Raw genomic sequence first — 25,247 nt, 5'->3', positions numbered from 1 at the left:
CCAATCCAGCGGCTGCAAAAACAAAGCGGCGGACGATCGCTCGTCCGCCGCTTCGCCCACAATGCCCCGCGGGCCGTCACCCGCAGCCGATTGCGCCGTATCGTAACCCTACTGGCCGCCGCCGAGCCCGTGCACGTAAACCGTCAGGGACTTCACGGTCGTCGGATCGAGCCGCTCGCTCCAGGCCGGCATGACGCCCGCGCGGCCGTGGGTGATCGTCTGCACGATCGTCTCGATGTCACCGCCGTAGAGCCAGATCTGATCGGTCAGGTTCGGAGCGCCGAGATCCTGATTGCCCTTGCCGTCGGCTCCGTGGCAGGCGGCGCAGTTCTGGGCGAAGATCTCCTCGCCGTTGGCCACGTCGACGTTCGACGCCGGCTCGAGGCCCGACAGGGTCCGGACATAGGACGTGACGTCGCGGATCTGTGCACGGTCCAGGATGCCGAGATCGCCGAAGGCAGTCATCTCGCCCAGCCGGGTGTTGGGATCCTCCGCCCGGATGCCGTGCTGGAGCGTGGTGTGAATCGCCTCCAGCGAGCCACCCCAGAGCCAGGCGTCGTCCTGCAGGTTCGGATAGCCGGGCCCGCCCGTCGCGCCGGAGCCGTGGCACGGAGCACAGTTGTCGCCGAAGGCGGCCTCGCCCTGCGCTGTCGCAAATTCCAGCATGCTGGCGTCCTGAACGATCGCCGACAGGTCGGCGGTGGCGATCTCCTTGCCGATCTCGGAGCGCTGGTCGACCACCTCCTCGTAGGCGATCTCACCCTGCTCGCGCTGATTGTTGCCCAGCAGACCGGGCGTATAGCCGTTCAACAGAGGCCATGCGGGCATCAGGATCCAATAGACGATCGCATAGACGATGGTGGCGTAGAACACCCACAGCCACCAGCGGGGCAGCGGATTGTTCAGTTCCTTGAGACCGTCCCAGTCGTGACCTGTGGTCTCGACACCCGAAACGGCATCGATCTCCTTCTTGGCCATGGCGGCTTACTCCTGATTGCGCCCGTCGCGACGATCGTCAGCCTTCGGCTTGTCGTCCTCGAGCGGGATGCGGGCGGCATCGTCGAATGTCTTCTTGTTCTTCGGCCAGACGGCATAAGCGACAATCAGGACGAAGGCGGCGATGAAGAGGACCAGACCCCAGGTCTGGGCGAAGTCGGCTACGGCGTCGTAGGTCATCCCGTCACCTGTGATTGGCCTGGTTGTCGTAGACGTCGAAGTCCACGAGCGTGCCGAGCATCTGCAGATAGGCGATGACGGCATCGAGCTCCGTCACCCGGTTCGGATCGCCGTCGAAATCCCGCACCACGGCGTTCGGCCACCGCTCGAGGAACGCGTCGATGTCGTCCGAATTCGGGTTGGCCTGGGTTCGGAAGTCGACCCGGGCGTTCTGGATCTGCTCCTCGGTGTAAGGCACGCCCAGGGCGGCGTTGGTTTCGACATGCTGGGCGACCAGGCGATCGTCGACCCGCGCATCCGCAAGGAACGGATAGCCCGGCATGATCGAGGCCGGCACCACCGACCGGGGGTCGATCAGATGCTCGCGGTGCCACTCGTCGGAGTACTTGCCGCCGACGCGGGCGAGATCCGGACCGGTCCGCTTGGAGCCCCACTGGAACGGATGGTCGTACATGGACTCCGCGGCGAGGCTGTAGTGGCCGTAGCGCTCGATCTCGTCGCGCATCGGCCGGATCTGCTGCGAGTGGCACAGATAGCACCCCTCGCGGATGTAGACGTCCCGACCGGCAAGCTCGAGCGGCGTGTAGGGGCGCATGCCCTCGACCTTCTCGATCGTGCTCTTCAGCCAGAACAGCGGCGCGATCTCGACCAGGCCTCCGATCGCGACCACGATCAGGATGCCGACCGTCAGGATCAGCGTGTTCTTCTCGAAAATCTGGTGCCTTGACCAAAGCGACATCTTTTTTGCTCCCTTACGCGGTCGCTGGCGCCCGCGCGGCGGCTTCGGATTCGACCTCCAGCGCCTCTCCGGAGCGGATCGTCATCCAAATGTTGAAGGCCATGATCAGTCCGCCGACGAGGAAGAGAATGCCGCCGAGCGCACGGATCACGTAGAAGGGGTGCATCGCTTCGACGGTCTCGATGAACGAGTACTCGAGGAAGCCGTACTGGTTGTAGGCGCGCCACATCAGGCCCTGCAGGATGCCCGACACCCACATCGAGGTGATGTAGAGCACGATGCCGAGCGTGGCCGTCCAGAAGTGCCAGTTCACCAGCTTGAGCGAATAGAGCGACTTCTTGTTCCACAGCCACGGAACCAGGCAGTAGATCGCGCCGAAGGAGATGAAGCCGACCCAGCCGAGCGCACCGGAGTGCACGTGGCCGATGGTCCAGTCGGTGTAGTGCGACAGCGAGTTCACGGCGCGCACCGACATCAGCGGACCTTCGAAGGTCGACATGCCGTAGAAGGCGACGGAGACCACCAGCATCCGGATGACCGGGTCGGTCCTGAGCTTGTCCCAGGCGCCGGACAGCGTCATCAGGCCGTTGATCATACCGCCCCAGGACGGCATCCACAGCATGACCGAGAACGTCATGCCCAGGGTCGAGGCCCACTGGGGCAGCGACGTGTAGTGCAGGTGGTGCGGACCGGCCCAGATGTAGAGGAAGATCAGCGACCAGAAGTGCACGATGGACAGCCGGTAGGAATAGACCGGCCGGTCGGCGCGCTTCGGCACGAAGTAGTACATGATGGCGAGGAAGCCGGCGGTCAGGAAGAAGCCCACCGCGTTGTGGCCGTACCACCACTGGATCATAGCGTCCTGCACGCCCGGCCAGACGATGTAGGACTTGGACGAGAACACCGAGACCGGAAGGGTCAGGTTGTTCACGATGTGCAGCATCGCGATGGTCACGATGAAGGCGAGATAGAACCAGTTCGCCACGTAGATGTGGGATTCGCGCCGCTTCATCAGCGTGCCGGCGAAGATGCCGAGATAGGCGACCCAGACGATCGTCAGCCAGAGATCAGCGTACCACTCCGGCTCGGCGTACTCCTTCGACTGGGTGACGCCCATCAGGTAGCCGGTGGCGGCGATGACGATGAAGGCATTGTAGCCGAGCACGACGAACCACGGCGTGATCTCGCCCGGCATCCGGGCCCGCGAGGTGCGCTGGACCACGTACATGGACGACGCGATCAGCACGTTGCCGCCGAACGCGAAGATGACCGCACTCGTGTGCAGCGGCCGCAGCCGGCCGAAGCTCAGGAAGGACAGGTCGAAGTTCAGGACCGGAAAGGCCAGCTGCAGGGCGATATAGACCCCGGCCAGGAAGCCGGCGATGCCCCAGAACAGCGACGCGATCGTGGCGAACTTGACCGGCCCCATGTTGTAGTTGGGCAGGCCATCGACCAGTTCCGGCGCCGTTCCGGCCGGGCGGTCGAGGAACCGTTTCATCAGGAAGAACAGGCCGCCGCCCGCCATCAAGGCACCGAGGACCCCGTGAACGCTCATCGGAGTGTCGAGGGCCTTGCCCGCAATGAGCAGACAGACGAGCGTCAGCGCCGCGAGGGCGCCGGCATAGATGCCCTCCTCGAGCGTCATCATTTTATTACTGTTGGCTGAAGCGGCGTGCGCCATATCTCGACTCCGGTCGGCAAAACGGCTGGATGGCCGGCAAGCGCCAGCCAATCGATGCGGACCCTAGATGGCCGGGGCCCGCCCGCCTTGACGTATGTCAAGCGGTGGTTTCCGGGGAACGGTGCGGAACGTCGCATCCGGCTCCCGGAGCAAGCTCGGATCAAGCTTGCCAGAATGGAGCGCCTCCAAAAAGCCGGATTTACGGGTGTTGACGCAGAGCTGACCGCGACATGTTGCCGAAGCGCAACATCGATCCCGCTTCCGTGAGCGAGAGGCGGTCAGGCCTTCAAATGCCGCGAGACGAAGGGCAGGACCACGACGATTCCCACGAAGCGGGCGAAGTGAAGCCCGGCCACGTAGGCCGCGTCGAAGCCGAGCAGGAAGGCCAGCGTCGTCATCGATTCCAGCGCGCCGGGGACCAGCGAGAGGACCACCTGCCCGGGCGGCAGATCCGTGACCTCTATCATCAGGACGGCGCACAGGAGCGCCACCACGAGCCCCGCCGACAGGGCCGCGAGCGCGGCGAGCGCGAGGCGCAGGACCTCCCGGCCTTCGGTGCCGGCGAAGCGCGTTCCGATGACAGCGCCGATCACCAGGAAGCCGGGAATCAGGAGCCAGGCCGGAAGCCAGGTGGTGACGAGACCACTGCCGTGCAGGAGGCCGCTGGTGAACAGCGGCCCCAGAAGCATGCCGGCGGTCTGTCCCATCCGAAGCAGCGCGTAGCCGACCGCCGCCCCGCTGGCGAACAGGATGACGAGATCGCGCAGCCCCGCCTCGGCATGGTCGGGCAGGACGACGGTGTCGCCGGACCCTCCGAACAGGCCGATCAGCGGCGGGAGAACGGCGACCAGAAAGAGCAGCCGAACCGACTGGGAGAGCGCGACGCGGCGCATGTCGGCTCCCGCCGAAAGGGCAACGGCGACGACATAGGACAACGCGCCGGGAACCGCGCCGTAGAAGGCGGAGAGCTTGTCCCAGCCGGCCACGCGCCTCAGCACCCAGTAGGCCGTCGCGGTGACCAGCACGGTCGTCACCAGGACGAACAGGATCGAGACCGGCCACGAGGCAAGCTGGTCGACGGTCTCCGGCGTGACCGACGACCCCATGCCGACGCCGAGGAGCAGGAAAGCCAGCTGTCGCACGAGATTCGGGACGGCCACCGGGGCACCGGCGACCGCCGCGACGGCAACGGCGACCGCCGCACCCGAGAGCCAGCCGGCCGGGACACCGGCCAACGTGAAGGCGGCACCGCCGATGGCGGCGAGCGCCAACGCGAGGACAAGACGGCCGAGCAGGGGAGCGAAGGAAGGGTTCACGGCCGCCTCTATGCGCCGCCGCGCCGCGACCTGCAACCATGGACTCCAATACTGAAGCGCAACGACCCGGGGCGTCCGGTTCTTGACCGGGATCAATGTCGTCCAACCCGTGCGGGTCCAATTTTCGCGCATGGACGAGCTGGCCGCAAAATACGCAACCCGCGCGGTACCGCGATACACGTCGTATCCGACCGCACCGCACTTCAGCGACGCCGTGGATGCCGCGACGGCGGAGCGCTGGTTTGCGGCCCTCGGCGACGACCCTGTGTCTATCTATCTGCACGTGCCCTATTGCCGGGAGATGTGCACCTATTGCGGGTGCACGACCAAAGCCACCCGGCGGATCGATCCGGTCGTCGCCTATGCCGAGACGCTCGCCCACGAGATCGCGCTCGTTCACCTGACGATCGGACGCCGGCCTCCGGTCGCGCATCTGCACTGGGGCGGCGGAACGCCCAGCCTCATCCCCGGCCCGACATTCCTCGAGCTGACCGCGCGGCTGCGGGACGCGTTCGCAATCCTACCGGACGCTGAACAGGCGATCGAACTGGATCCGCGCACCGTCGACCGCCAGCTGGCAAGCACGCTGATCAAGGCCGGCATCAACCGCGTTTCGCTGGGCATCCAGGACACGGACCCGACGGTCCAGGCCGCGATCGGCCGGATCCAGCCCGATGCTGTGGTTGAAGCGGCCATCGCCGATCTGCAGGCCGCCGGGCTGACCGGCATCAACGCCGACCTCATGTACGGCCTGCCCCATCAGACCGCCGAGACGGTCCGCCGGACGGTCGCGGCCGTGGCGGCGTGGAACCCGTCCCGGGTCTCCGTATTCGGCTATGCGCACGTGCCCTGGGTGAAATCCCACCAGCGGCTGATCGACGAGGCGACCCTGCCGGACGCCGACGCCCGGCTGGAACTGGAAGCGGAGATGCGCGCCGCCCTGACGGAGGCCGGCTACGTTCCGATCGGCCTCGATCACTTCGCCCGGCCCGATGACGAGATGGCGATCGCGACCGAGGCCGGGACGCTGCGCCGCAACTTCCAGGGCTACACCACCGACACCGCCGACACGCTGATCGGTCTCGGTGCCTCCGCCATCGGCAAGCTGCCTCAGGGATATCTCGCCAATGCCGCCGACGTGGGCGGATGGCGGCGCGCCATCGAAGCCGGCCGGCTTGCGACCGTGCGCGGATTCGCGCTGTCCGATGACGACCGGCTGAGGGCCCGGGTGATCGAACTGCTGATGACCTCCTATCACATCGACTTCGCCGATCCCGCGCTTGCCCGCTACGGCGATGCCCTCGCCCTTCTGGAGGCGACCGAAGCCGCGCTCGCCGAACCGATCGCCGATGGCCTTGCGGTTCTCGACGGCGCGCGCCTGACCATGACGCCCCTCGGCCGGCCCTATGTCCGGATCGTCGCCGCCTGTTTCGACGCCTATCTCGCCCGAGGCGCGGCCCGGCATTCGGCAGCGGTCTGAGGCCAGGAACGGCCGACTTTCGTCCCTCCCGTTCGCGTTGTTTCCAGATCCCGTCTTTGCAGGACGGCCGAATACGCCCATCCTTCCCGCTTCGCCCGGTCGGCCATCGGCCGATTCACCGTCACGGAGCGCCGGGGAACGAGCAGAATGGACGCGGTCACGCCGGTAGCGGCAGCTTCCGATGGACAGAACGCAAGATCTCCCGCCCTGGAGCGGGCGCAGGGCGCCGTCCGGCTCGCCGTCCGTCCGGGGGCGGCACCGGGAACGACCGAGCTGCGCACCGGCTATCAGCAGGGCTCGTTCAAGGTCCGGTTTCCCCGCCTTTACGGCGCGGCGGGTCTGGAGGCCGTTCTGCTCAACACCGCCGGCGGCCTGACCGACGGCGACCGGTTCACCTTCGACGGCCTTGCCGAGGCGGGCAGCATGGTCACGATCACCACCCAGGCGGCCGAGCGCGTCTATCGTGCGGTCGACGGTGAAGCCCATCTGGACGTGTCGCTCGACGCGGAAGCCGGATCGGCCCTCTTCTGGATCCCCCAGGAAACGATCCTCTACGACGGTGGCCGGCTTCGCCGCCGGCTCGACGCCCGCATCGACGGATCGGCCCGGATCTTGCTTTGTGAAACGACGGTGATGGGGCGGGCCGCGCATGGCGAGACGGTCTCCCGCGGGGGCCTGCGCGATCGCTGGCGCCTCTGGCGGGACGGCCGTCTCGCCTATGCCGACGACTTCCGCCTGGCCGAGCCGATCCCGGATGCAGCGGGCGGGATCGCGACGCTGGGCGGCGGACGGGCGGTCGCCTCGCTCGTCTGGGCCGCCCCCGATGCGGAGGCGCGGCTGGACGAGATGCGCGCGGCGCTCGACCTGGAGGGGGTCGCGGCCGGCGCAAGCGCCTGGGACGGGCTCCTGTCGGCCCGACTGGTCGCGGGCGACGCCGCGCCGCTCCGACGTGCGGTCGCGGCCGCCGTCACCATCTTGACCGGGCGCCTGCCGCGTGTCTGGTCGGTCTGAAGCGTTTCCAGGCGAAGTGGGAACCGGTTCGCCGTCCGGGAACGCGATAGAACAACCAAGCGGAGCCGTTCGGTAGAGGCTTCCGTGACAGGATCCGCCCCCTCCAAAGAGGGCGCGATTTATGAGGAGGGTTCCTTGCAGCTGACACCCCGTGAGAAGGACAAGCTCCTGGTCGCCGTGGCCGCGGAAGTGGCCCGCAAGCGACTGGAGCGGGGCGTGAAGCTCAACCATCCCGAAGCCATCGCCCTGATCGCGGACTATGTGGTCGAAGGCGCCCGCGACGGCCGCACCGTGGCCGACCTGATGGAGGCCGGCGCTCACGTGGTGAGCCGCGATCAGGTGATGGAGGGCGTCCCGGAGATGGCCCACCACGTCCAGGTCGAGGCCACCTTCCCCGACGGCACCAAGCTCGTCACCATCCATCGTCCGATCAGGTAGCGTGGGATGACGGAGAAGCGGGCACCGCGTTTCCGCCCGCATCCGGCTCAAGAAACAGGGAAGAGGCGACCATCATGATTCCAGGTGAAATCGTCTGCGCCGACGGCGAAATCGAACTCAATGCCGGCCAGCCGGCCACCACCATGACCGTCGCCAATACCGGCGACCGGCCGATCCAGGTGGGCTCGCACTACCACTTCTTCGAGGTGAACGGCGCACTCGACTTCGACCGTGACGCCGCCCGCGGCCAGCGCCTCGACATTCCCGCCGGCACCGCGGTGCGCTTCGAGCCGGGCCAGAGCCGGGAGGTGACGCTGGTGCCGATGTCCGGCGACCGGAAGATCTACGGCTTCCAGGGAAAGGTGATGGGGGCGTTATGAGCGATCCGCAAACCTACACCGGCGGCTGCCAGTGCGGCGCCGTGCGCTACGAGGTCGACATCGCGATCGACAAGGTCAACGCCTGCAACTGCTCGCGCTGCGGCAAGCTCGGCTCGCTGCTCGCCTTCACGCCGGCGGAGAACTTCCGTCTGAAGACCGACAAGGCGGCGCTGACGGAGTATCAGTTCAACACCCACGCCATCCATCACCTGTTCTGCTCCACCTGCGGCATCCAGTCGTTCGCGCTCGGCACCGCCCCGAACGGGATGGAGATGGCGGCGATCAACGTGCGCTGCCTCGACGGCGTCGATCCGGCCGCCTTCCCCGTCAACTACGTCGACGGCGCCAGCCGCTGAGCGGCCGCCGGACGAGACGAGACAACCCAGACCCAAGAGGAGAAGGAGGTTCCGCCATGCCGATCACCCTCGAAGGCTCCTGCCACTGCGGCGCGGTGCGGTTCTCCGTGGAGAGCCACACGCCGCATCCCTACCAGCGCTGCTACTGCTCCATCTGCCGCAAGACCGGCGGCGGTGGCGGCTACGCCATCAACATCATGGGTGACGCCGACACGCTGAAAATCGACGGCGAAGACGCCATCGGCGTGTTCCACGCCAAGGTGCACGAAGACGACGGCTCGGTGCGGGTTTCCTCCGGCAAGCGGCACTTCTGCACGAAATGCGGAACGTCGCTCTGGCTCTATGACGAGACGTGGCCGGAGCTGATCCATCCGCTCGCCTCGGCCATCGACACCGACCTGCCGGTGCCGCCGGAAAGCGTGCACCTGATGCTCGGCTCCAAGGCCTCCTGGGTGGAGCCGCAGATCGGCCCGACCGATCAGACGTTCGATGGATATCCGAAGGAATCCATCGAGGACTGGCACAAGAGCCGGGGGTTGTGGATCGAGTGATGGATCAGGGAACGGGAGGAAGGCGCGTGGTTTCGGAGTGCCACAGCGCTCATCCGGCTGCTCATTCCGGCGAAAGCCGGAATCCAGGGCCATACGGCCGGCGCCTGCCCAATCCGCCCTGGACTCCGGCTTACGCCGGAGTGAGCGGGGAACAAGGGAGCCCCTGTCAATGACAACTCCGCAAGACTTTTCCTGACGTTTTTGGACCGACCTTCAGACCAGACGCATCGTCCGACCCGGAGCCGCCCATGCCCGCCAAGATTTCCCGCCAGGCCTATGCCCACATGTTCGGCCCGACCGTGGGCGACAAGGTGCGGCTCGCCGACACCGAGCTCTTCGTCGAGGTGGAAAAGGATCACACCATTTACGGCGAGGAGGTGAAGTTCGGCGGCGGCAAGGTGATCCGCGACGGCATGGGCCAGTCCCAGGCCACGCGGGCGGAAGGCGCGGTCGACACGGTCATCACCAACGCCCTGGTCATCGACCACTGGGGGATCGTGAAGGCCGACGTGGGACTGAAGGACGGCCGCATCGCCGGCATCGGCAAGGCCGGCAACCCGGACATCCAGCCGGGCGTCGACATCATCGTCGGCCCGGCCACCGAGGCGATCGCCGGCGAAGGCAAGATCCTGACCGCGGGCGGTTTCGACGCCCATATCCACTTCATCTGTCCCCAGCAGGTCGACGAGGCGCTTTATTCCGGCGTCACCACGATCCTCGGCGGCGGCACCGGTCCGGCCACCGGCACCAACGCCACCACCTGCACCCCCGGCCCCTGGCACATCGCCCGGATGATCCAGGCCGCCGACGCGCTGCCGATCAACATCGGCTTTTCCGGCAAGGGCAACGCCTCCCGCCCCGAGGCGCTTACCGAGCAGATCCTGGCCGGCGCCTGTGCGCTGAAGCTGCACGAGGACTGGGGCACCACCCCGGCAACCATCGACTGCTGCCTCTCCGTCGCCGACGAGATGGACGTGCAGGTGATGATCCACACCGACACGCTCAACGAATCCGGTTTCGTGGAGAACACCATCGCGGCCATGAAGGGCCGCACCATCCACGCCTTCCACACCGAGGGGGCCGGCGGCGGCCACGCGCCGGACATCATCAAGGTCTGCGGCCTGCAGAACGTGCTGCCGTCCTCGACCAATCCGACCCGTCCCTACACGGCGAACACCATCGACGAGCATCTCGACATGCTGATGGTCTGCCATCACCTGGACGAGACCATCCCCGAGGACGTGGCCTTCGCCGAAAGCCGCATCCGCAAGGAGACCATCGCGGCCGAAGACATCCTCCACGACATGGGCGCCTTCTCCATCATCGCGTCCGACAGCCAGGCCATGGGCCGGGTCGGCGAGGTGGTGATCCGCACCTGGCAGACCGCCCACAAGATGAAGGTCCAGCGCGGCCGGCTGCCCGAGGAGACCGGCGACAACGACAATGCGCGGGTGAAGCGCTACGTCGCCAAGTACACCATCAACCCGGCGATCGCCCACGGAATGAGCACGCACATCGGCTCCATCGAGGTCGGCAAGCGCGCCGATCTGGTCCTGTGGGACCCGGCCTTCTTCGGGGTGAAGCCGGATCTGGTGCTGCTCGGCGGCATGATCGTCGCCGCCCCGATGGGCGACCCCAACGCCTCGATCCCGACGCCCCAGCCGGTGCATTACCGGCCGATGTTCGGCGCCTTCGGCAAGGCGCTCGGCGCGACGTCGGCCACCTTCGTGTCCAAGGCCTCGCTGGACGCCGGTCTCGCCGCCTCCATCGGCGTTGAGAAGACGCTGCTGGCGGTGGAGACGACCCGGACCGTCACCAAGGCGTCGATGGTGCTCAACTCCACCACGCCGGAGATCGACGTCGACCCGGAGACCTACGAGGTCCGGGCCGACGGCGAGCTTCTCACCTGCCCGCCGCTGGAGGTGCTGCCGATGGCGCAGCGCTATTTCCTGTTTTGAAGACTGTTTCCGTTCCGATGCGCACGATAGACAACACACAATCCGCTCATTCCCGCGAAAGCGGGAATCCAGGGCCGCACAACGGGCCTCTGACCACTTCGGCCTGGATCCCCGCTTTCGCGGGGATGAGCGGTGCCGGTGGCACTGCCTGGGCAGAATCTCCCAGGTCCGAGGCGAGCGGATGCTGAAAGCCACCTCCGTCCTCCCCGCCGGCAGCTACGCCGATCCGGCCGACACCGTCACCCTCGACTTCGACGGCCGGCACCGGCGGCGGATCGCGCTTACCGGCAATGGCGGGCTCGCCTTCCTGCTCGATCTGCCCCAGGCCGTCGCGCTGAAGTCCGGTGACGGGCTGCTTCTGGACGATGGCCGGGTGGTCGCGGTCGAGGCCGCGCCCGAACCGCTGACCGAAGTCACGGCCGGCGATCCGCATCACCTGCTGCGGCTTGCCTGGCATCTCGGCAACCGGCACCTGCCGGCCATGATCGAGGACGGACGGATCCTGATCCGGCGCGACCACGTGATCTCCGACATGGTGCGCGGGCTCGGCGGCGCGGTCCGCGACATCGACGCGCCCTTCGATCCGGAAGGCGGAGCCTATGGCGGGCATTCCCACAGCCATTCCGAGGCGCACGGCCACGCCCACAGTCACTCCCACGGGTCGGGCCACAGCCACAGTCACAGCCATTCGCACACCCACAGCCATGAGCACTGACGCGGCCGGCCTCTACCGTCTGATGGCGTGGCTGTCGCCGTCCTATCCGGTCGGCGCGTTCACGCTCAGTCACGGTCTGGAATGGGTGGTGGAAGACGGCGTGGTCGCCGATGCCGACCGGATGGTTTCCTGGGTCGGCGACGTGCTCGCTCATGGCGCCGGCCGGCAGGATGCGATCCTGCTGGCGGCGGCGTACCGGGCGCGGCGGACGGAACTTTCCGCCGCCCGCGTCGATCCGCCTGGGCCCGACCACTCCGGCGATGGGGTTCCGGCGGCAGACCCGGTTTCCGCTCATTCCGGCGATGTTGGCACGGCCATAGACCCAATTGCCGCTCATTCCCGCAGCGGAGACCCGGGGTATCCGCCTCCTTCCGCTCATTCCCGCGAAAGCGGGAATCCAGGGCCACACGACGGGCCTTTGCACAATTCGCCCTGGATTCCCGCTTTCGCGGGAATGAGCGGAGGAAATGGAAAGGGCGGAGTTCCGGTCGCGGATTCGGATCAGAAGGCCGAGGCCGCCCCTTCGCTCGCCGAGATCATCGAACTGGCCGCAGCCCTGAACCCGTCCCTTGAGCGGCGGACGGAGACCCTCTCCCAGGGGGACGCCTTCCGGAAGATCTCGGCCGACGCGTGGCCGGCCTCTCTCCCCTGGCCGGACGGTCCCCTCGCCTATCCGGTCGCCGTCGCCATTGCCGCGGCGGACCATCGCGTCGACCTCGCCGCCGTCCTTGTCGCCTATCTTCACGCCTTCGCTGCCAACATCGTGTCGGCCGGGGTGCGGCTGATCCCGCTCGGACAGACCGACGGCCAGCGTGCGATCGTGCGGCTCGAACCCGCGATCGCGGCGCTCGCAGAGGAAGCGGCCGGCTCCACCCTCGACGATCTCGGCGGATGCGCGCTTCTGGCCGACATCGCGTCGATGCGCCACGAGACCCAGTACACGAGGCTCTTTAGGACATGACCAGTTCCCCCAACGGACCCTTGCGGGTCGGCATCGGCGGCCCCGTCGGATCGGGCAAGACGGCCCTGATGGAAGCGCTCTGCAAGGCGATGCGCGACCGCTACGACATCGCCGCCATCACCAACGACATCTACACCAAGGAAGACGCACTGATCCTGACCCGGGCCGACGCGCTGCCGGTGGAGCGGATCCTGGGCGTGGAGACGGGCGGCTGTCCCCACACAGCGATCCGGGAGGATGCCTCGATCAATCTCGCCGCGATCGACGAGATGCGCGGACGCTTTCCGGAGCTGGACGTGGTGCTGATTGAATCCGGCGGCGACAATCTGGCAGCGACGTTCTCGCCGGAGCTGGCCGACCTGACCATCTACGTGATCGACGTGTCGGCGGGCGAAAAGATCCCGCGCAAGGGCGGTCCCGGCATCACCCGGTCCGACCTGCTGGTGATCAACAAGACAGACCTCGCCGATCTGGTCGGCGCGTCGCTCGAGGTCATGGACGCCGACACCAAGCGCATGCGCGGCGAGCGGCCCTATGTGTTCACCAACATGAAGGCCGGCGACGGCCTCCAGACCATCTTGGACTTTCTGGTGGAAAAGGGCGGGATAACGCCATCCAAAGCGGCTTGAGACGGCATTTGGCCGTTCGCAATCGAACGATGAGATCAAAAACGGATTGAGAACTGTCCCATGCCGGCGGACACTCCGTCGACGCTGACGCGAATCGTTTCATCGAAGATGGGGGATCCGCACCGTGCGGCGGCTTCCGGTCCGGACAGCCGCCCGCGTGCGCGAGCGATGGGGCCTGGTCTGTGACATCCGACATCCTGAATGCGAACGTCTTCAGAACCGCGCTCGGATGGTGCGGGCTCGGCTGGACGGACCGTGGCGTCGCCCGGGCGAGCCTGCCGGAGGCCACCGCGGAGGCCGCTTTTTCCCGACTGACCCATGGCTGCGCTCACATCCTCACGGTCGACCTGCCGGACGAACTTGCTGCCATCGCCGACGGGATCAGGGCGCTGATGGCCGGGGAGGATGCATCCTTCGACGGTGCAAAGCTTGACATGTCCGCCCAGAACAGCTTCGAGCGGCGGGTTTATGCCGCCTGCCGCGCCATTCCGCGCGGCCAGGCGTGCACTTATGGCGACATTGCCTACAAGCTCGGCGACCGGTCCCTGGCCCGCTCGGTCGGTGTCGCGCTCGGCCGAAATCCGGTCCCGCCGATCGTTCCCTGCCACAGGGTCCTCGGCGCCGATGGCCGGATGGTGGGCTTTTCCGCCACCGGCGGGGTCCAGCTGAAACGCCGGCTGCTCACCCTGGAGGGAGCCATCCCGGAACAACAGGAGATGTTCGGGTAGCCCCCTCTCTGAGACGGGCAGGCAGCCGGAGCCTCGTTCAGCGATTGTCGAGCTGCGCTCTCACGCGTCTCAGCCCCAGCTCCGTGACCCGGTAAGGGGCTCCCGCTCTGGACTGGATCAGACGGCGCCGCTTCAGTCTCGTGAAGACTGAAAGCGGACATCCGTTCCAATGCCACCCGTCGCGGGTGACGACGACGCAGTCGACGACCTTTCGGCGCTCATCCTTCCTGACGTGGATGGAGCCACCTTGAGCGAGCAGGTGCAGGACCCGCTGCTCGTTCTTTGAGATATCCATGGAATTTCGAAGCTCGCATGCGGACAACGCGAAGCGTCCCGCAGCCAGCGCATGCGGGTGCTTCAGGTTCGCATTGGCTCGACCTCTTCGGCCGAGCCCTTACCGGGTCTCCGGTCGAGAGCGCATACAAACTCCGAAATTAGATAGCGCTTAAGTAATGCGCGCGCCGATTTCGCGCAAGCACCGGCGCGCGCGCAGTCAGTCCGCGCTCTCGTCGTCGCCGAGATGGCCGGGGCGCCAGTAGCCTTCCGCAGCGACCCGGTCCTTGTCCATCCCGCGCTCGATCAGCCGCCGCCGGATCTGGCGGACCTTGCCGGTCTCGCCGACCACATAGGCCTGCCCCGATCCGTCCGGCAGCTCGAATGCGTCGACCTGCTCGGGAAGCTTCTGGTCTTTCGCCGGGTCGTCCTTGGCGCGATGGACATACCGGATCTCGGCCGTCGCCGCGGTGTCGCAGCTCTGCTCGTCCTCGGGTCCGGAAACCTCCAGGAAGACGAACGCGGGCGTGCCTTCCGGCATCTCCTCCAGGATGTGGAAGATCGCGGCGATGCCGGTCTCGTCGCCGACGAAGAGGTGCCAGTCCGCGTCCGGGTTGACCACGATCTTGCCGTGCGGCCCCCGCGCCTCGACGACATCGCCGGGTTTCGCCGATTCCGCCCACTTTTCGGCCGGCGCATCGTCGTCATGGAGAACGAAATCCACATCGAGCCGGCCGACGTTGCGATCCATCGAGCGGATCGTGTAGTCGCGCCGCTCGGTTCCGCCCTCCCCGTTCGGCATGGCGAACGCAAGGGCCTGGCCGGGCTGATAGGCGAAGGTCTCGATACCGTCGAACATGAAGCTGACCCGCCGCATGGAGGGTGTCACGTCCCGCGTCGTCACGACGGTCATGCGCCGTGTCGGCCCCTTGGCGCGGGCGATCGACTCCGGCGCGGCGGTTTGGGTCATCTGATCGGTCATCTCTGATCTCCGTATGGGAGCGTTTCGGCCGCTCGATCCGCTCCGACGAACCGAAGGCGCTGGGTGGTGAGCAACGCACCGACCGCAGGATCGTTGCCTCCCAGGCCGAGAAACCCGCGCGCCGCCACTGGACGGATGGAACGGGATTTGCGATGCCGGCTCCATCCTTCCTTCTGAGCGAACCTGGGAGATATTCATGGGAGAGACGATCACGCTGACGGCCGGGGACGGCTTCCAGCTCGGCGCCTATGTCGCAACACCGACCGAGGAGCCCCAGAAAGGCGGTGTCGTGGTCGTCCAGGAGATCTTCGGGGTGAACCGGCACATCCGCGAGGTCTGCGACTGGTTCGCGCACGCCGGCTACAAGGCCATCGCGCCGGCGATCTTCGACCGGACCGAGCCGGGCTTCGAATCCGGCTACAGCGAGGAAGAGATCAAGAAGGCGCGATCCTTCATCGCCAATCCCGACTTCGATCAGATGCTGATGGACGTGGGCGCGGCCAAGGCTGTCCTTGCCGAAGAAGGCCCGGTGGCCGTGGTCGGCTACTGTCTGGGCGGGTCCCTCGCCTTCGCCGCCGCCACACGTATGCACGGCCTCGCCGCGGCGGTCGGATACTATGGCGGCAAGGTGAAGGCGTTCGCCGACGAGAAGCCCATGTGTCCGGTCATGCTGCATTTCGGCGAGACCGACCAGTCCATTCCGATGGAGGATGTGGAGGAGGTTCGCCGCAAACGGCCCGAGGTCGAGCTTTACGTCTACCCGGCCGGCCACGGCTTCAACTGCGACCACCGCTCCGCCTACGAACCGGAATCGGCGCGGATCGCCGGCGAGCGGACCCTCGCCTTCCTGGACAAGCACGTGGGCGCCTACCAGGTCTGAGGCGGAGACCCCCTACCCAGCCTGGGCGTCCGTCTTGCGGGCGAGGAGCACGGTATGAAAGTCGCACCGCGGATCCTCGGCAACGAAATCGGTCACGGAGAGGCCCTGCTCCGCCAGGAGCGCCCGGTACTCCGTTTCCGACAGGCTCGAATGGTAGACGCGGTCGTCTCCGACCCGCCCTTCGACCTCACCGTCTTCGGGACCGACCGTCAGCATCAGCGCGCCGCCCGGCCTGAGATGCCGGGCGGTCAAGGCCAGCACCGCCCGCTGCTCGTCCCGGGTCAGATGGAAGAAGCTGTCCCATCCGATGATGCCGTCGAAGCTCTCGGCGAGATCGAGGGCGCGCATGTCGGCAACGCGCCAGTCTCCCGCCGGCTGCTTCTCCCGGGCCAGCGCGATCATGGCCGACGAGGCATCGATGCCGGTGACCCTGCAGCCCCGCTCCGTCAGGAAGCGGGCGATCGGGTCACCACTGCCGCAGCCCAAATCGAGGATCGCGGCCTGCGCCGGTAACGCCTCCAGAAAACGCTCCAGCCAGGCCCGCTCGAACAGGATTTTCGGCCGCTCGGCATCGAACCGGCGGGCGTTGCGCTCGTAGACCGCCTGGGTCTGGCCGGCGAGGTCCGTCAGATCGGTCATTCCGCCCCCTCGTGTTCCTCCGCCACGACCCGGCGCAGCTCGGCCAGAAAGTCCGCCTGCAGGGCGGTCGGCTGCCAGCCGGACCGCAGCGTCAGGCCGATCGGCCGGGTGGTGTCGCTCAGCCGGTACTGAAGCACAGTCAGGTACCCGGCCTCCTCCTCGTACAGGATCTGCCGCCGGGACAGGATGGTGAGCCGGTCCGACATCATCAGGATGCTTCTGAGCGCCACCAGCGACCCGGTCTCGATCACCCCCGCCAGGGAGGCGTCCGGCGGAAACGTGGCCGCCAGCCGGTCGAAACTGGCGCGGGTGGGCGTCCCGGGCCGCGGCAGGACCCAGGGAAATCCGGCAAGGTCGGCCGGCGTGACGCTGCGGCGGCGGGCAAGCGGATGGTCGGCCCGGGCAACGATCGACAGATCGTCCTGGAACAGCGTCTCCTCGACAAGATCGCGGCGGGGCAGGTCCGGCCGGAGCGCCCCGACCAGCATGTCGATCCGGCCGTTCTCCAGATCCTGGACGAGCGTGTCGTAGGGGCCATCCAGCACCTCGACCGTCGCATCCGGCCGGCGGTCGGCGAGCGCCACCACAGCGGCCGGAACGATCGCGGTGCGCACCAGCGGCAACGTGCCCACCACCACCCGGCCGTCGAAGGCGCCGGCAAGCTCGCGCACCTCCTCGAAGGCGGAGTCCAGCTCCTTCATCACCAGATTGGCGTGCCGGGACAGCAGCCGTCCGGCCGGCGTCAGCATCAGGTGGCGGGAGGTGCCGGCAAAGAGCGCCTCGCCGACGATCTGCTCCAAGTCCCGGGCCGCCCGGTTCACCGACGGTTCGGAGAGCCCGAGACGCCGGGCTGCGGCGGAGAAGCTGCCGGTTTCGGCGAAGGCGGAAATCGCGCGTAGCTGCGGCATCGCCGCCTGGGCCTCCAGCAGGACGGGCTTCGCCGGCCGCGCTTTTTCCAGGCGGGCTATCTTCGAGGCGGCGGCCTTCAGGAACGCGAGCGCGCGGGCGGCGCGGCGCGCCACCACCTCGCCACGGGGAGTTGCCACCGCCCTGGTCGCGGTGCGCTCCAGAAGCCGGCCGCCGAACAGATCCTCGAGCCGCACGAGCGCCTGGGAGCCCGCCGGCTGGGAAATCCCGACATGATCGGCCGCCTGGGTGAGCGACCCGAGCCGGACGGCGGCGTCGATCAACCGGACATGACGGAGATTTGGATAGATGCGCATGCCGATCCTGCAGTCGCGCTGTACGATATATACTACAGTACCGTACTCCTCCAAAATCGTTGTGCGTGACGCCTGCCATCGCGACCGAAATTATCTAAAAGCTATGTTAAGTCACAGACATTGTCCCCGTGACCAAAGCCGTGGAGGTTGATATGTCTACCTTGGCCGGGCGCCATGGAGAGGGGAGTATCCTGTGACTGAACACCGTGATCGATTCGAGTATTGCTACGCCTGTCTCGGCTCCGTTGAATTTAGAACTAACGGACCTCAGGGTGGTGACGGTGGTCACGGCGGATACCTTGAGATCACCTTCGACACAGAGAACGGCTCGACCGCATTAGAGGTCGAAGTGAACGGGAGAGAGCCGCAATCGGTGGACAAGTTGGTTCTTCGGTTTTTAGGAGATAGCGAAATGGAAGCGGCTCGCGATGCCTTTGCATTCCTTTCGAGCAAAATAAAACCTGTGATTTAAGTTCCGAGAAATTCGCTCTCGCGCCCCTCAATCGAACACCACCCCGTCCATCAGCTTGCGGGCGGTGCGCAGCACGCCGGCCGAAGCGACCTCGCCCTGATCGTCGAGGGTGGCGATGACGGTGAATTCGCCGGTCGGATGCTCGATCGAAAGCGCCTTCTCCCGGCCCTCCGGCACGTTGGCGAGCTTCGCCGCCGGCCCGTCGTCGAGCAGGCAGGCGGTGCCGACGGAGACCGCGCCGAGCACGCCGATCGCCTTGTGCGCCCGGTGCGGAATGAAGGTACGGGTCGAGATCGCGCCGCCATCCTTCGCGGGCGAGACCAACGTCATCTTCGGCACCGACTTTTCCGCCACGTCGCCGAGATTCATCATCGGCCCGACCGCGAGACGGATCTTTTCGACCCGGGCGCGCAGGTCCTCGTTGGCCTCCAGCGCCTCCGGCGTCTCGTCGCCGTCCAGTCCGAAGTCGGCCGCGTTCAGGATCACGCAGGGCATGCCATTGTCGATCAGCGTGACCTCGACGCCCTCAACCGTGTCGACCGCGTTGCCGGTGGGCAGCAGCGCGCCACAGGTGGACCCGGCCGTATCCTGAAACACGATCGGTATCGGCGCGGCTGTACCCGGCACGCCGTCGATCCGGGCATCGCCGGCATAGGTCACCTCGCCGCCCGGCGTCTCGATGGTCGCAACCGCGATCTGGGCGGTGTTGACCATGAAGATGCGGACCTCGGTGCGCCCGTCCTTCGCTTCGACCAGGCCGCGCTCGATCGCGAACGGCCCAACCCCGGCGAGGATGTTGCCGCAGTTCTGGCTGTCGGTGACGATCGCCTGATCGACGAACACCTGGAGGAACAGATAGTCGACGTCGCAGTCGTCGCGCTCGGACCGGGAGACGACGGCGACCTTCGAGGTGAGCGGATCGGCCCCGCCCATCCCGTCGATCTGGCGCGGATCGGGCGAGCCCATGGCGGCGAGCAGGAAGCGGTCCCGCTCGCCCTCGTCTGCAGGCAGGTCGGCCTTGAGGAAGTAGCCGCCCTTTGAAGTGCCGCCCCTCATCCACATGCAGGGCACGCCTTTGTCCGCCATCATCTTCCCTCAGATGTATTTGAGGCCCTTGGCCGCGAGCTTTTCCCGCATGCCATAGATGTCGAGGCCGAGTTCGCCGGCCTCGAACCGGGCCCGCTTCTCCGCCTCGTTGGCCTCGCGGGCCCGCGCCTTCTCCAGCACGCTCGCCGCCTCCTCGCGGCGGACCACGCAGACGCCGTCATCGTCGGCGACGATCACGTCGCCCGGATTGACCAGCTCGCCGGCGCAGACGACCGGCACGTTGACCGAGCCCAGCGTCTCCTTGACGGTTCCTTGGGCAAACACCGCCTTCGACCAGACCGGGAAGCCCATTTCGGTCAGGTCGCGGGTGTCGCGGACGCCGGCGTCGATGACCAGCCCGCGACAGCCGCGCACCTTGGCGGAGGTGGCCAGAAGGTCGCCGAAATAGCCGGCATCGGACGGCGAGGTCGGGGCGAGCACGAGAATGTCGCCGGCCTTCACCTGCTCGATGGCGACATGGACCATCCAGTTGTCGCAGGGCGGCGCCGAGATGGTCACGGCGGAGGCCGCGAGCCGGGCGCCCGAATAGATCGGCCGCATATAGGCGGCAAGCAGCCCCTTGCGGCCCTGCGCCTCGTGAACGGTCGCCACGCCACAGGCGCCGAGCCCGTCGATCACCGCCTGGTCGGCCCGCTCGATATGCTGGACGACCACGCCCTCTTGTGTCGTGGAGCCGGCCATCACAGCGTGTCCACGGTGCGGGGGAACACGGACTGGAAGCCCTCGGCATACTTGGCGTCGCGCCCGCCGGACTGGCCGCCGGAGTTGCGGCGGAAGTGGTTCGCACGGTTCTCCGCGACGTTTTTGTAGAAGTGCCACAGGTGCTCCTGGCCCTGCATGCACTGGATCGCCGCCCATTTCTGATCCCACACCTCGGTGATGTCGAGGAAGGTGTCGGGCTTCCATTCCATCTGCTCGGTCTGGTGCGGCTCGAACAGGTAGAGCTGCGGCGCACCCAGCACCTTCTGACCCGGATTGTGGCCCCAGGCCTGGGCGATCATCCGGCAGGTGAGCGTGAAGTCGGTCGTGTACATGTGGTCCGTGTTGTACGGGTCCCACTTGGAGTGGCTCATCATGAAGTTGGGCTGCACGGCGCGGATCACGTCGACCATGCGGTCCTGGGTCTCGCGGCCGAGATCGAGCGGATAGTCGCCGACGTCGAAGAACTGGATGTCGTGGGCGTTGAGGGCGGCGGCTGCGTTCTCGGCTTCCTTGCGGCGCTCCGCCTTCACCTTCTCCAGCGTCATGCCCTCCTGCTTCCAGAGCTTGGCGCTCTCGCCCCGCTCGCCATAGGACAGGCAGACCACGGTCACCTCGTAGCCCTGCTTCTGATGAAGGGCGATCGCGCCTCCGCAGCGCCAGACGAAATCGGCGGAATGGGCGCTGACCACCAGGGCGGTCTTGCTCATCGGCGTCTCCTCTTGAGATCGGGTGCCGCACAGAATGCGACCCCTGTGACTTTCCACCCGAACCTATGCGACGGCGGCGCGGTTCCCAAATTCGAACCCGGGCGCAGACATAAGTTTTAGTTACAGATACCCAGATCAAGCGCCGCAGACAAAAGAAAACGGTGCATTTTCCCTTGCCTGCGCATCAGCCGCTCCTATGCTGCCGCTCGCCCTATGCCGGGCGCGCGCCCCGGACCGGCCACGCCCGACCGACCCGCCGACACCGACCCGACGCTTCAGGAGACGAGACGACCTATGACGCTCGACGGCTACTCGACGACCCTTCTGATTCAGCTCGTCATCGGCCTGCTCGCCACCGGCGTCGTCGCCGGCATCCTGGCCGGTCTGCTTGGCGTGGGCGGCGGCATCGTCATCGTGCCGGTTCTCTTCTGGATCATGACCTCCCTGCATTTCGACGCGGAAGTGGCGATGCCCATTGCGGTCGCCACGTCGCTGGCGACCATCATCCCGACGTCGATCTCATCGACCCGGGCGCACCGCAAGCGCGGCTCGGTCGATTTCGAGCTTCTGAAGCTGTGGGGCCCGGCCGTCGCCGTCGGCGCGCTCATCGGCGGCCTGCTCTCCCACGTCATCGACGGCGAGGGGCTGCTGTTCATCTTCGGCTTCATCGCGCTGGCCGTGTCGATCAACATGGCGATCCCGAAGACGCTGGTGATCAGCGATCATTTGCCGAAGAGCAGCTGGGTCAACCGAACCATCGCGGCGGTGATCGGCGTGTTCTCGTCGCTTATGGGCATCGGCGGCGGCACGCTCTCCGTGCCCACGCTGTCGGCGTTCTCGTTCCCGATCCACCGCGCGGTCGGAACGGCGGCCGCGATCGGTCTACTGATCGCGATTCCGGGCGTCCTGGGCTTCATCTGGTCGGGCCTCGGCGCCGAGGGCCGTCCGCCGCTGTCGCTGGGCTATGTCAGCGTGCCGGCGGCCGTCGTCATCTTTCCGGTGACGTTCCTTTGCGCCCCGATCGGCGCCAAGCTCGCCCACAGCCTGAACCAGCGTTACCTCAAGCTCGCCTTCGCCGTATTCCTGGCGATCACCGCGATCCGGATGCTGTCGTCGGCGTTCTGACGCGCGATCAGGCGGCAAGGGCGGCAACGATCCGGGCGACGGCATCGGCCGGCGACAGGATGGCGGTATCGAGCATCAGCCGGTCGTCGGTTCGGGGCTCGTAATCACGACCTGTGACCCGCGCCCAGTCGGGAAGCGCGAGGCCGGGAATGTCGCTGGTGCGGCCTTCCACGCGACGCCGGTGCTCGGCGCGATCGGAACAGACGAGCTCCACGTCGAGACAGATGGCACCGGCGGCCCGCGCGGTGTCGGCCCACAACATCCTGGAGGCCGCGACCGGGTTCACAGTGTCGGCGATCACGGTGTGTCCGAGCGCGAGATTGTCCCGGGCGACCGCGGCGAGCGCCAGATAGCCGGCGTCCTCGGCGGGATCGATGGCGAGCGCGGACCGCTTCAGCGCCGCTTCGACGGAATCGACGCGCAGGTGAACCGCGCCGGTCCGGCGGACGAGTGCCGCCGCAACCGTCGACTTGCCGACGCCGGGCAGCCCGGAGAGCGCGATCAGCACCGGCACATCGGACATCCGCCCGCGAGCCGCCCGCGACGTCAGCGGCCGCCGTCGCCGCCGTCGTCGGGCGGAGCGTCCTGACGGATGGTGGAGCTCTGGCCCGCATTCGCCGCCTCTCCGGACGGCTCAGCGGTCGCGGGTTTCTCCTCGACCTGTCTGGTTTCCTCGGCCTGCCGCGCGTCCTTTGCGGTCTCGTTGACGATCCGCATCGGCGGCGCATTCCCCTTCTTGTCCTCGCCCATGTAGAGCGTGACGTGCGGGAACGGGATCTCGATGCCGCGCTCGTCGAAGATCTCCTTGATGATCTCGTTGTAGGCGCGGCCGACGGCCCACTGGCTGCCGGGCGGGGTCTTGATGCGGGCCCGCACGACGATCGAGGAGTCGGCGAACTGGGTCACGCCGTGCATTTCCAGGTCGCCGATGATGCTCTCGCCGTGCTCGGTCTCCTTCAGCTTCTCGAAAGCATCGAACATGGCCTGCTTCACGTCCGGGATGTTCTCCCGGTAGGCGACGCCGACCTCGGCCACATGGAAGCTGAAGCCCTTCATGAAGTTCGACACCGCGTCGACCGACGAGAACGGCACCAGATGCAGCGTCCCGTCGAGGGAGCGCAGCGACACGGACCGGATCGACAGCTTCTCCACCACGCCGGTGATGCCGCCCGCCGTCACCACGTCGCCGGTGTTCATGGCGTTCTCGAACTGGATGAACACGCCGGTGACCACGTCCTGCACCATCTTCTGGGCGCCGAAGGAGAAGGCCAGCGAGAGGACGCCGACACTGGCGAGCAGCGGGCCGATGTTCACCCCGATCTCCGACAGGACCAGCATGAACACGATCACCGAGAGGATGATGGTGAAGGCGTTCCTGAGCAGGGAGAGCAACGTGATCTCGCGGGCCGTCGGCATCTTTCCGTAGGACGGGTTGAGCCGGTACTCGACCCAGGAGGTCACCGCGAGATAGATGCCGCCGCCGATCGCCAGCACGATCAGCACCGAAATGATCTTGCCGACGAAGCCCTGACCGTCTTCGGAGATCAGCCAGGCGAACACCTCGACCAGGTTCCAGGCGTCGGCGATCGCAAGAAGCACGCCGATCAGAACGATCACGCGGACCACCTTCAACACCGTCGGCACGAAGGCGTTCAGGCGGGTTTCCAGAAGCGGCAGCCGCTCCTTCACGTCGTCGGGCAGGCGAAGCCCGAACGAAATCGTGCGCGACACGAAGGCCGTCACCACCACACCGATGACGATCGCGATCAGCGACTCCAGCGTCGCGCGCAGCATGAAGGGCAGCGCTTCCAGCGGGTTCACCAGCCAGACGACGAAGAAGGCGACCAGATAGAGGATTGCGATGTGATGCCAGTGGTTGCCGAGGAAGGCGAAGAAGCGCCCGAGCGCGTCGGTCTTTCCGGAATCCATGCGCCGGTGCAGGAAGCCCCGCACCCGGGTCTTGTTCTGCAGGACGATCAGGATCGTCATCACGATCGCCGTCAGGACGACCAGGACCTTGAGGGCATCGGCGAAGCGCCAGGAAATCTCCGAAGCCGCGACCGGCACGACGAACAGGAGGCCGTAGCCGACGAGGCTGATCACCCGCGACAGCCAGAAATACCAGTAAGCCGATCCGGTGTCGCCCAGCGGGATCACCCGCAGAGACACATGGTTCGGCATCAAAAGGAGCCGGATGGCCAGCTTGATCGCCTCGATGACGGCGAAGGCGTTGAGGAAGAGCGACTGGTAGATGCTCATTTCGCCGACGCGGCCGAAATAGAGCGAGAAGATGTAGCCCGCGCACCACGCGACCACCACGGTGATTGCTTCGATGACCAGGGTCGGCACCAGATAAATGATCCGGCCGACCCAGCCCTTGCCTTCGGCGCGGTTGGCGAACATCCAGATCAGCCGGCCAGCGATGAGCCGCAGAACGAAGAACGAGCCGAACACGACGGCCATGGAGGCCAGAAGGTTCAGCACCGTCCGGCCGAAGCGCATGGCGTCCACGTTTTCGGTATCGGTGAACGCGTTGCCGAGGTCGGTGCCGATGCGGGACAGCGTGGTCACGAGGGCCGCCGCCTTCGCGGCCACCGAGCGCGTGTATTCCGCGGCAAGCTGCGCCGGCCCCGCGTCCTCGGTCTGATCGGCCTGCGCTTCGGCGGGCGCCTGATCGGCCGTCGCCCGGAGCTTCTCGATCAGTTCCGCGCGCGCCTCATCGTTCTCCAGAATCTGGATGAGGGCCTCGACCGAGCCCCCTTCCTGCGCCTGGTCGGCACTCCCCTCGCCTTCGCTCTGCGCCGTATCGCCGCCGCCCGACCCGCCTCCACCAAGCGGGATACCGAGCTGCGCTGAGGCCGGACCGGCGATCAGGCAGAAAGCGACAAGAAGGGCGGCGAGGGCTTTGAACATGGGCAATTCCGGCAGCAGATCGTCATGAGATCGCGAGCCGGGCGGGACTTCGGCACGCGTTGGATGAGGTCCGAGACGTCGTGTCGTTCGTTACTGTTTTGGCAG

At 66.7% G+C, this 25,247-nt stretch carries 28 protein-coding genes; 14 read left to right on the top strand and 14 right to left on the bottom strand.

The genetic code is table 11. From position 1 onward, the window contains the following. Nucleotides 1–108: 108 nt before the first annotated feature. The 5 genes from ccoP to J2S73_RS07690 form a co-directional block, all read right to left on the bottom strand. Entirely contained in the window at nucleotides 109–978 is an 870-nt protein-coding gene (gene ccoP / locus J2S73_RS07710) for a cytochrome-c oxidase, cbb3-type subunit III (RefSeq protein ID WP_306884887.1), read from the bottom strand. A gap of 6 nt (nucleotides 979–984) precedes the next feature. Beyond that, nucleotides 985–1,176: a cbb3-type cytochrome c oxidase subunit 3 gene (locus J2S73_RS07705; RefSeq protein WP_306884886.1), complete on the bottom strand. Its 192-nt coding sequence runs from the start codon at nucleotides 1,174–1,176 to the stop codon at nucleotides 985–987. A gap of 4 nt (nucleotides 1,177–1,180) precedes the next feature. After that, complete coding sequence (gene ccoO, locus J2S73_RS07700; protein ID WP_306884885.1) at nucleotides 1,181–1,915, bottom strand: cytochrome-c oxidase, cbb3-type subunit II; 735 nt, start codon at nucleotides 1,913–1,915, stop codon at nucleotides 1,181–1,183. A gap of 13 nt (nucleotides 1,916–1,928) precedes the next feature. Beyond that, entirely contained in the window at nucleotides 1,929–3,563 is a 1,635-nt protein-coding gene (ccoN, locus tag J2S73_RS07695; protein WP_306884884.1) for a cytochrome-c oxidase, cbb3-type subunit I, read from the bottom strand. A 311-nt stretch (nucleotides 3,564–3,874) separates the two neighbouring features. Beyond that, entirely contained in the window at nucleotides 3,875–4,912 is a 1,038-nt protein-coding gene (locus J2S73_RS07690; protein ID WP_306884883.1) for an AbrB family transcriptional regulator, read from the bottom strand. A gap of 130 nt (nucleotides 4,913–5,042) precedes the next feature. On the opposite strand from J2S73_RS07690, the gene hemN reads away from it, so the two are divergent. The 11 genes from hemN (at nucleotide 5,043) to J2S73_RS07635 (ending at nucleotide 14,119) form a co-directional block, all read left to right on the top strand. Beyond that, complete coding sequence (gene hemN, locus J2S73_RS07685) at nucleotides 5,043–6,392, top strand: oxygen-independent coproporphyrinogen III oxidase (RefSeq protein ID WP_306884882.1); 1,350 nt, start codon at nucleotides 5,043–5,045, stop codon at nucleotides 6,390–6,392. A 147-nt stretch (nucleotides 6,393–6,539) separates the two neighbouring features. Continuing rightward, nucleotides 6,540–7,403 (top strand): urease accessory protein UreD, encoded by an 864-nt coding sequence (locus J2S73_RS07680; RefSeq protein WP_306884881.1) that lies wholly within the window; start codon nucleotides 6,540–6,542, stop codon nucleotides 7,401–7,403. 135 nt (nucleotides 7,404–7,538) lie between these two features. Next, the gene (locus J2S73_RS07675) at nucleotides 7,539–7,841 is read left to right on the top strand and encodes an urease subunit gamma (RefSeq protein ID WP_306884880.1); all 303 of its coding nucleotides are present in this window, start codon (nucleotides 7,539–7,541) and stop codon (nucleotides 7,839–7,841) included. A gap of 74 nt (nucleotides 7,842–7,915) precedes the next feature. Next, a complete protein-coding gene (locus tag J2S73_RS07670) occupies nucleotides 7,916–8,221 on the top strand; it encodes an urease subunit beta (protein WP_306884879.1) in 306 nt (101 codons plus the stop codon). Continuing rightward, complete coding sequence (locus J2S73_RS07665) at nucleotides 8,218–8,577, top strand: GFA family protein (protein WP_306884878.1); 360 nt, start codon at nucleotides 8,218–8,220, stop codon at nucleotides 8,575–8,577. The genes J2S73_RS07670 and J2S73_RS07665 overlap by 4 nt, the downstream gene beginning before the upstream one ends. 56 nt (nucleotides 8,578–8,633) lie before the next feature. Beyond that, nucleotides 8,634–9,128: a GFA family protein gene (locus tag J2S73_RS07660; RefSeq protein WP_306884877.1), complete on the top strand. Its 495-nt coding sequence runs from the start codon at nucleotides 8,634–8,636 to the stop codon at nucleotides 9,126–9,128. A gap of 248 nt (nucleotides 9,129–9,376) precedes the next feature. Further along, nucleotides 9,377–11,086 (top strand): urease subunit alpha, encoded by a 1,710-nt coding sequence (gene ureC / locus J2S73_RS07655; protein WP_306884876.1) that lies wholly within the window; start codon nucleotides 9,377–9,379, stop codon nucleotides 11,084–11,086. Between the two features lie 181 nt (nucleotides 11,087–11,267). Next, nucleotides 11,268–11,801 (top strand): urease accessory protein UreE, encoded by a 534-nt coding sequence (gene ureE / locus J2S73_RS07650; protein WP_306884875.1) that lies wholly within the window; start codon nucleotides 11,268–11,270, stop codon nucleotides 11,799–11,801. Next, nucleotides 11,791–12,762, top strand: a complete 972-nt coding sequence (locus J2S73_RS07645; RefSeq protein ID WP_306884874.1) for an urease accessory protein UreF — start codon at nucleotides 11,791–11,793, stop codon at nucleotides 12,760–12,762. Before ureE ends, J2S73_RS07645 begins: the two co-directional genes overlap by 11 nt. Further along, nucleotides 12,759–13,391 carry an urease accessory protein UreG gene (ureG, locus tag J2S73_RS07640; protein WP_306884873.1) on the top strand — a complete coding sequence of 211 codons (633 nt, stop codon included), beginning with the start codon at nucleotides 12,759–12,761 and terminating at the stop codon, nucleotides 13,389–13,391. Before J2S73_RS07645 ends, ureG begins: the two co-directional genes overlap by 4 nt. Nucleotides 13,392–13,573: 182 nt before the next feature. Further along, on the top strand, nucleotides 13,574–14,119 hold the full coding sequence (locus tag J2S73_RS07635) for a methylated-DNA--[protein]-cysteine S-methyltransferase (protein ID WP_306884872.1): 546 nt from the start codon (nucleotides 13,574–13,576) through the stop codon (nucleotides 14,117–14,119). A 37-nt stretch (nucleotides 14,120–14,156) separates the two neighbouring features. On the opposite strand, the gene J2S73_RS07630 is transcribed toward J2S73_RS07635, so the two are convergent. Both J2S73_RS07630 and J2S73_RS07625 read right to left on the bottom strand, forming a co-directional pair. Further along, nucleotides 14,157–14,414, bottom strand: coding sequence for a YjhX family toxin (locus tag J2S73_RS07630; protein ID WP_306884871.1), 258 nt, complete (start codon nucleotides 14,412–14,414; stop codon nucleotides 14,157–14,159). Between the two features lie 198 nt (nucleotides 14,415–14,612). Next, the gene (locus tag J2S73_RS07625; RefSeq protein ID WP_306884870.1) at nucleotides 14,613–15,374 is read right to left on the bottom strand and encodes a siderophore-interacting protein; all 762 of its coding nucleotides are present in this window, start codon (nucleotides 15,372–15,374) and stop codon (nucleotides 14,613–14,615) included. Between the two features lie 196 nt (nucleotides 15,375–15,570). On the opposite strand from J2S73_RS07625, the gene J2S73_RS07620 reads away from it, so the two are divergent. Then, nucleotides 15,571–16,254 carry a dienelactone hydrolase family protein gene (locus J2S73_RS07620; RefSeq protein WP_306884869.1) on the top strand — a complete coding sequence of 228 codons (684 nt, stop codon included), beginning with the start codon at nucleotides 15,571–15,573 and terminating at the stop codon, nucleotides 16,252–16,254. A 12-nt stretch (nucleotides 16,255–16,266) separates the two neighbouring features. Here the strand turns inward: J2S73_RS07620 and J2S73_RS07615 are convergent, their stop codons facing one another. Together J2S73_RS07615 and J2S73_RS07610 are read right to left on the bottom strand one after the other, a co-directional pair. Next, nucleotides 16,267–16,893, bottom strand: a complete 627-nt coding sequence (locus tag J2S73_RS07615) for a class I SAM-dependent DNA methyltransferase (protein ID WP_306884868.1) — start codon at nucleotides 16,891–16,893, stop codon at nucleotides 16,267–16,269. Next, a complete protein-coding gene (locus J2S73_RS07610) occupies nucleotides 16,890–18,116 on the bottom strand; it encodes a LysR family transcriptional regulator (protein WP_306884867.1) in 1,227 nt (408 codons plus the stop codon). Before J2S73_RS07610 ends, J2S73_RS07615 begins: the two co-directional genes overlap by 4 nt. A gap of 193 nt (nucleotides 18,117–18,309) precedes the next feature. Between J2S73_RS07610 and J2S73_RS07605 the strand changes: the two genes are divergently transcribed. Beyond that, nucleotides 18,310–18,588: a hypothetical protein gene (locus J2S73_RS07605; protein ID WP_306884866.1), complete on the top strand. Its 279-nt coding sequence runs from the start codon at nucleotides 18,310–18,312 to the stop codon at nucleotides 18,586–18,588. 27 nt (nucleotides 18,589–18,615) lie between these two features. Here J2S73_RS07605 and J2S73_RS07600 read toward each other — a convergent pair whose 3' ends face one another. From J2S73_RS07600 to J2S73_RS07590, 3 genes are read right to left on the bottom strand one after another with little or no spacing between them, the layout of a single operon-like run. Further along, the gene (locus J2S73_RS07600) at nucleotides 18,616–19,674 is read right to left on the bottom strand and encodes a 4-oxalomesaconate tautomerase (protein ID WP_306884960.1); all 1,059 of its coding nucleotides are present in this window, start codon (nucleotides 19,672–19,674) and stop codon (nucleotides 18,616–18,618) included. Between the two features lie 9 nt (nucleotides 19,675–19,683). Continuing rightward, nucleotides 19,684–20,376: a 4-carboxy-4-hydroxy-2-oxoadipate aldolase/oxaloacetate decarboxylase gene (locus tag J2S73_RS07595; protein ID WP_306884865.1), complete on the bottom strand. Its 693-nt coding sequence runs from the start codon at nucleotides 20,374–20,376 to the stop codon at nucleotides 19,684–19,686. After that, complete coding sequence (locus J2S73_RS07590; protein WP_306884864.1) at nucleotides 20,376–21,104, bottom strand: PIG-L deacetylase family protein; 729 nt, start codon at nucleotides 21,102–21,104, stop codon at nucleotides 20,376–20,378. Before J2S73_RS07590 ends, J2S73_RS07595 begins: the two co-directional genes overlap by 1 nt. A gap of 294 nt (nucleotides 21,105–21,398) precedes the next feature. On the opposite strand from J2S73_RS07590, the gene J2S73_RS07585 reads away from it, so the two are divergent. Then, complete coding sequence (locus tag J2S73_RS07585) at nucleotides 21,399–22,229, top strand: sulfite exporter TauE/SafE family protein (protein ID WP_306884863.1); 831 nt, start codon at nucleotides 21,399–21,401, stop codon at nucleotides 22,227–22,229. 7 nt (nucleotides 22,230–22,236) lie between these two features. Here J2S73_RS07585 and J2S73_RS07580 read toward each other — a convergent pair whose 3' ends face one another. Together J2S73_RS07580 and J2S73_RS07575 are read right to left on the bottom strand one after the other, a co-directional pair. Beyond that, on the bottom strand, nucleotides 22,237–22,752 hold the full coding sequence (locus tag J2S73_RS07580) for a P-loop nucleotide/nucleoside kinase family protein (RefSeq protein ID WP_306884862.1): 516 nt from the start codon (nucleotides 22,750–22,752) through the stop codon (nucleotides 22,237–22,239). A gap of 23 nt (nucleotides 22,753–22,775) precedes the next feature. Then, a complete protein-coding gene (locus tag J2S73_RS07575) occupies nucleotides 22,776–25,142 on the bottom strand; it encodes a mechanosensitive ion channel domain-containing protein (RefSeq protein WP_306884861.1) in 2,367 nt (788 codons plus the stop codon). Nucleotides 25,143–25,247: the final 105 nt, after the last annotated feature.

Source organism: Amorphus orientalis (genome assembly GCF_030814015.1).
Taxonomy (GTDB): Bacteria; Pseudomonadota; Alphaproteobacteria; order Rhizobiales; family Amorphaceae; genus Amorphus; species Amorphus orientalis.
This window is presented reverse-complemented; position numbering and strand designations above follow the sequence as displayed.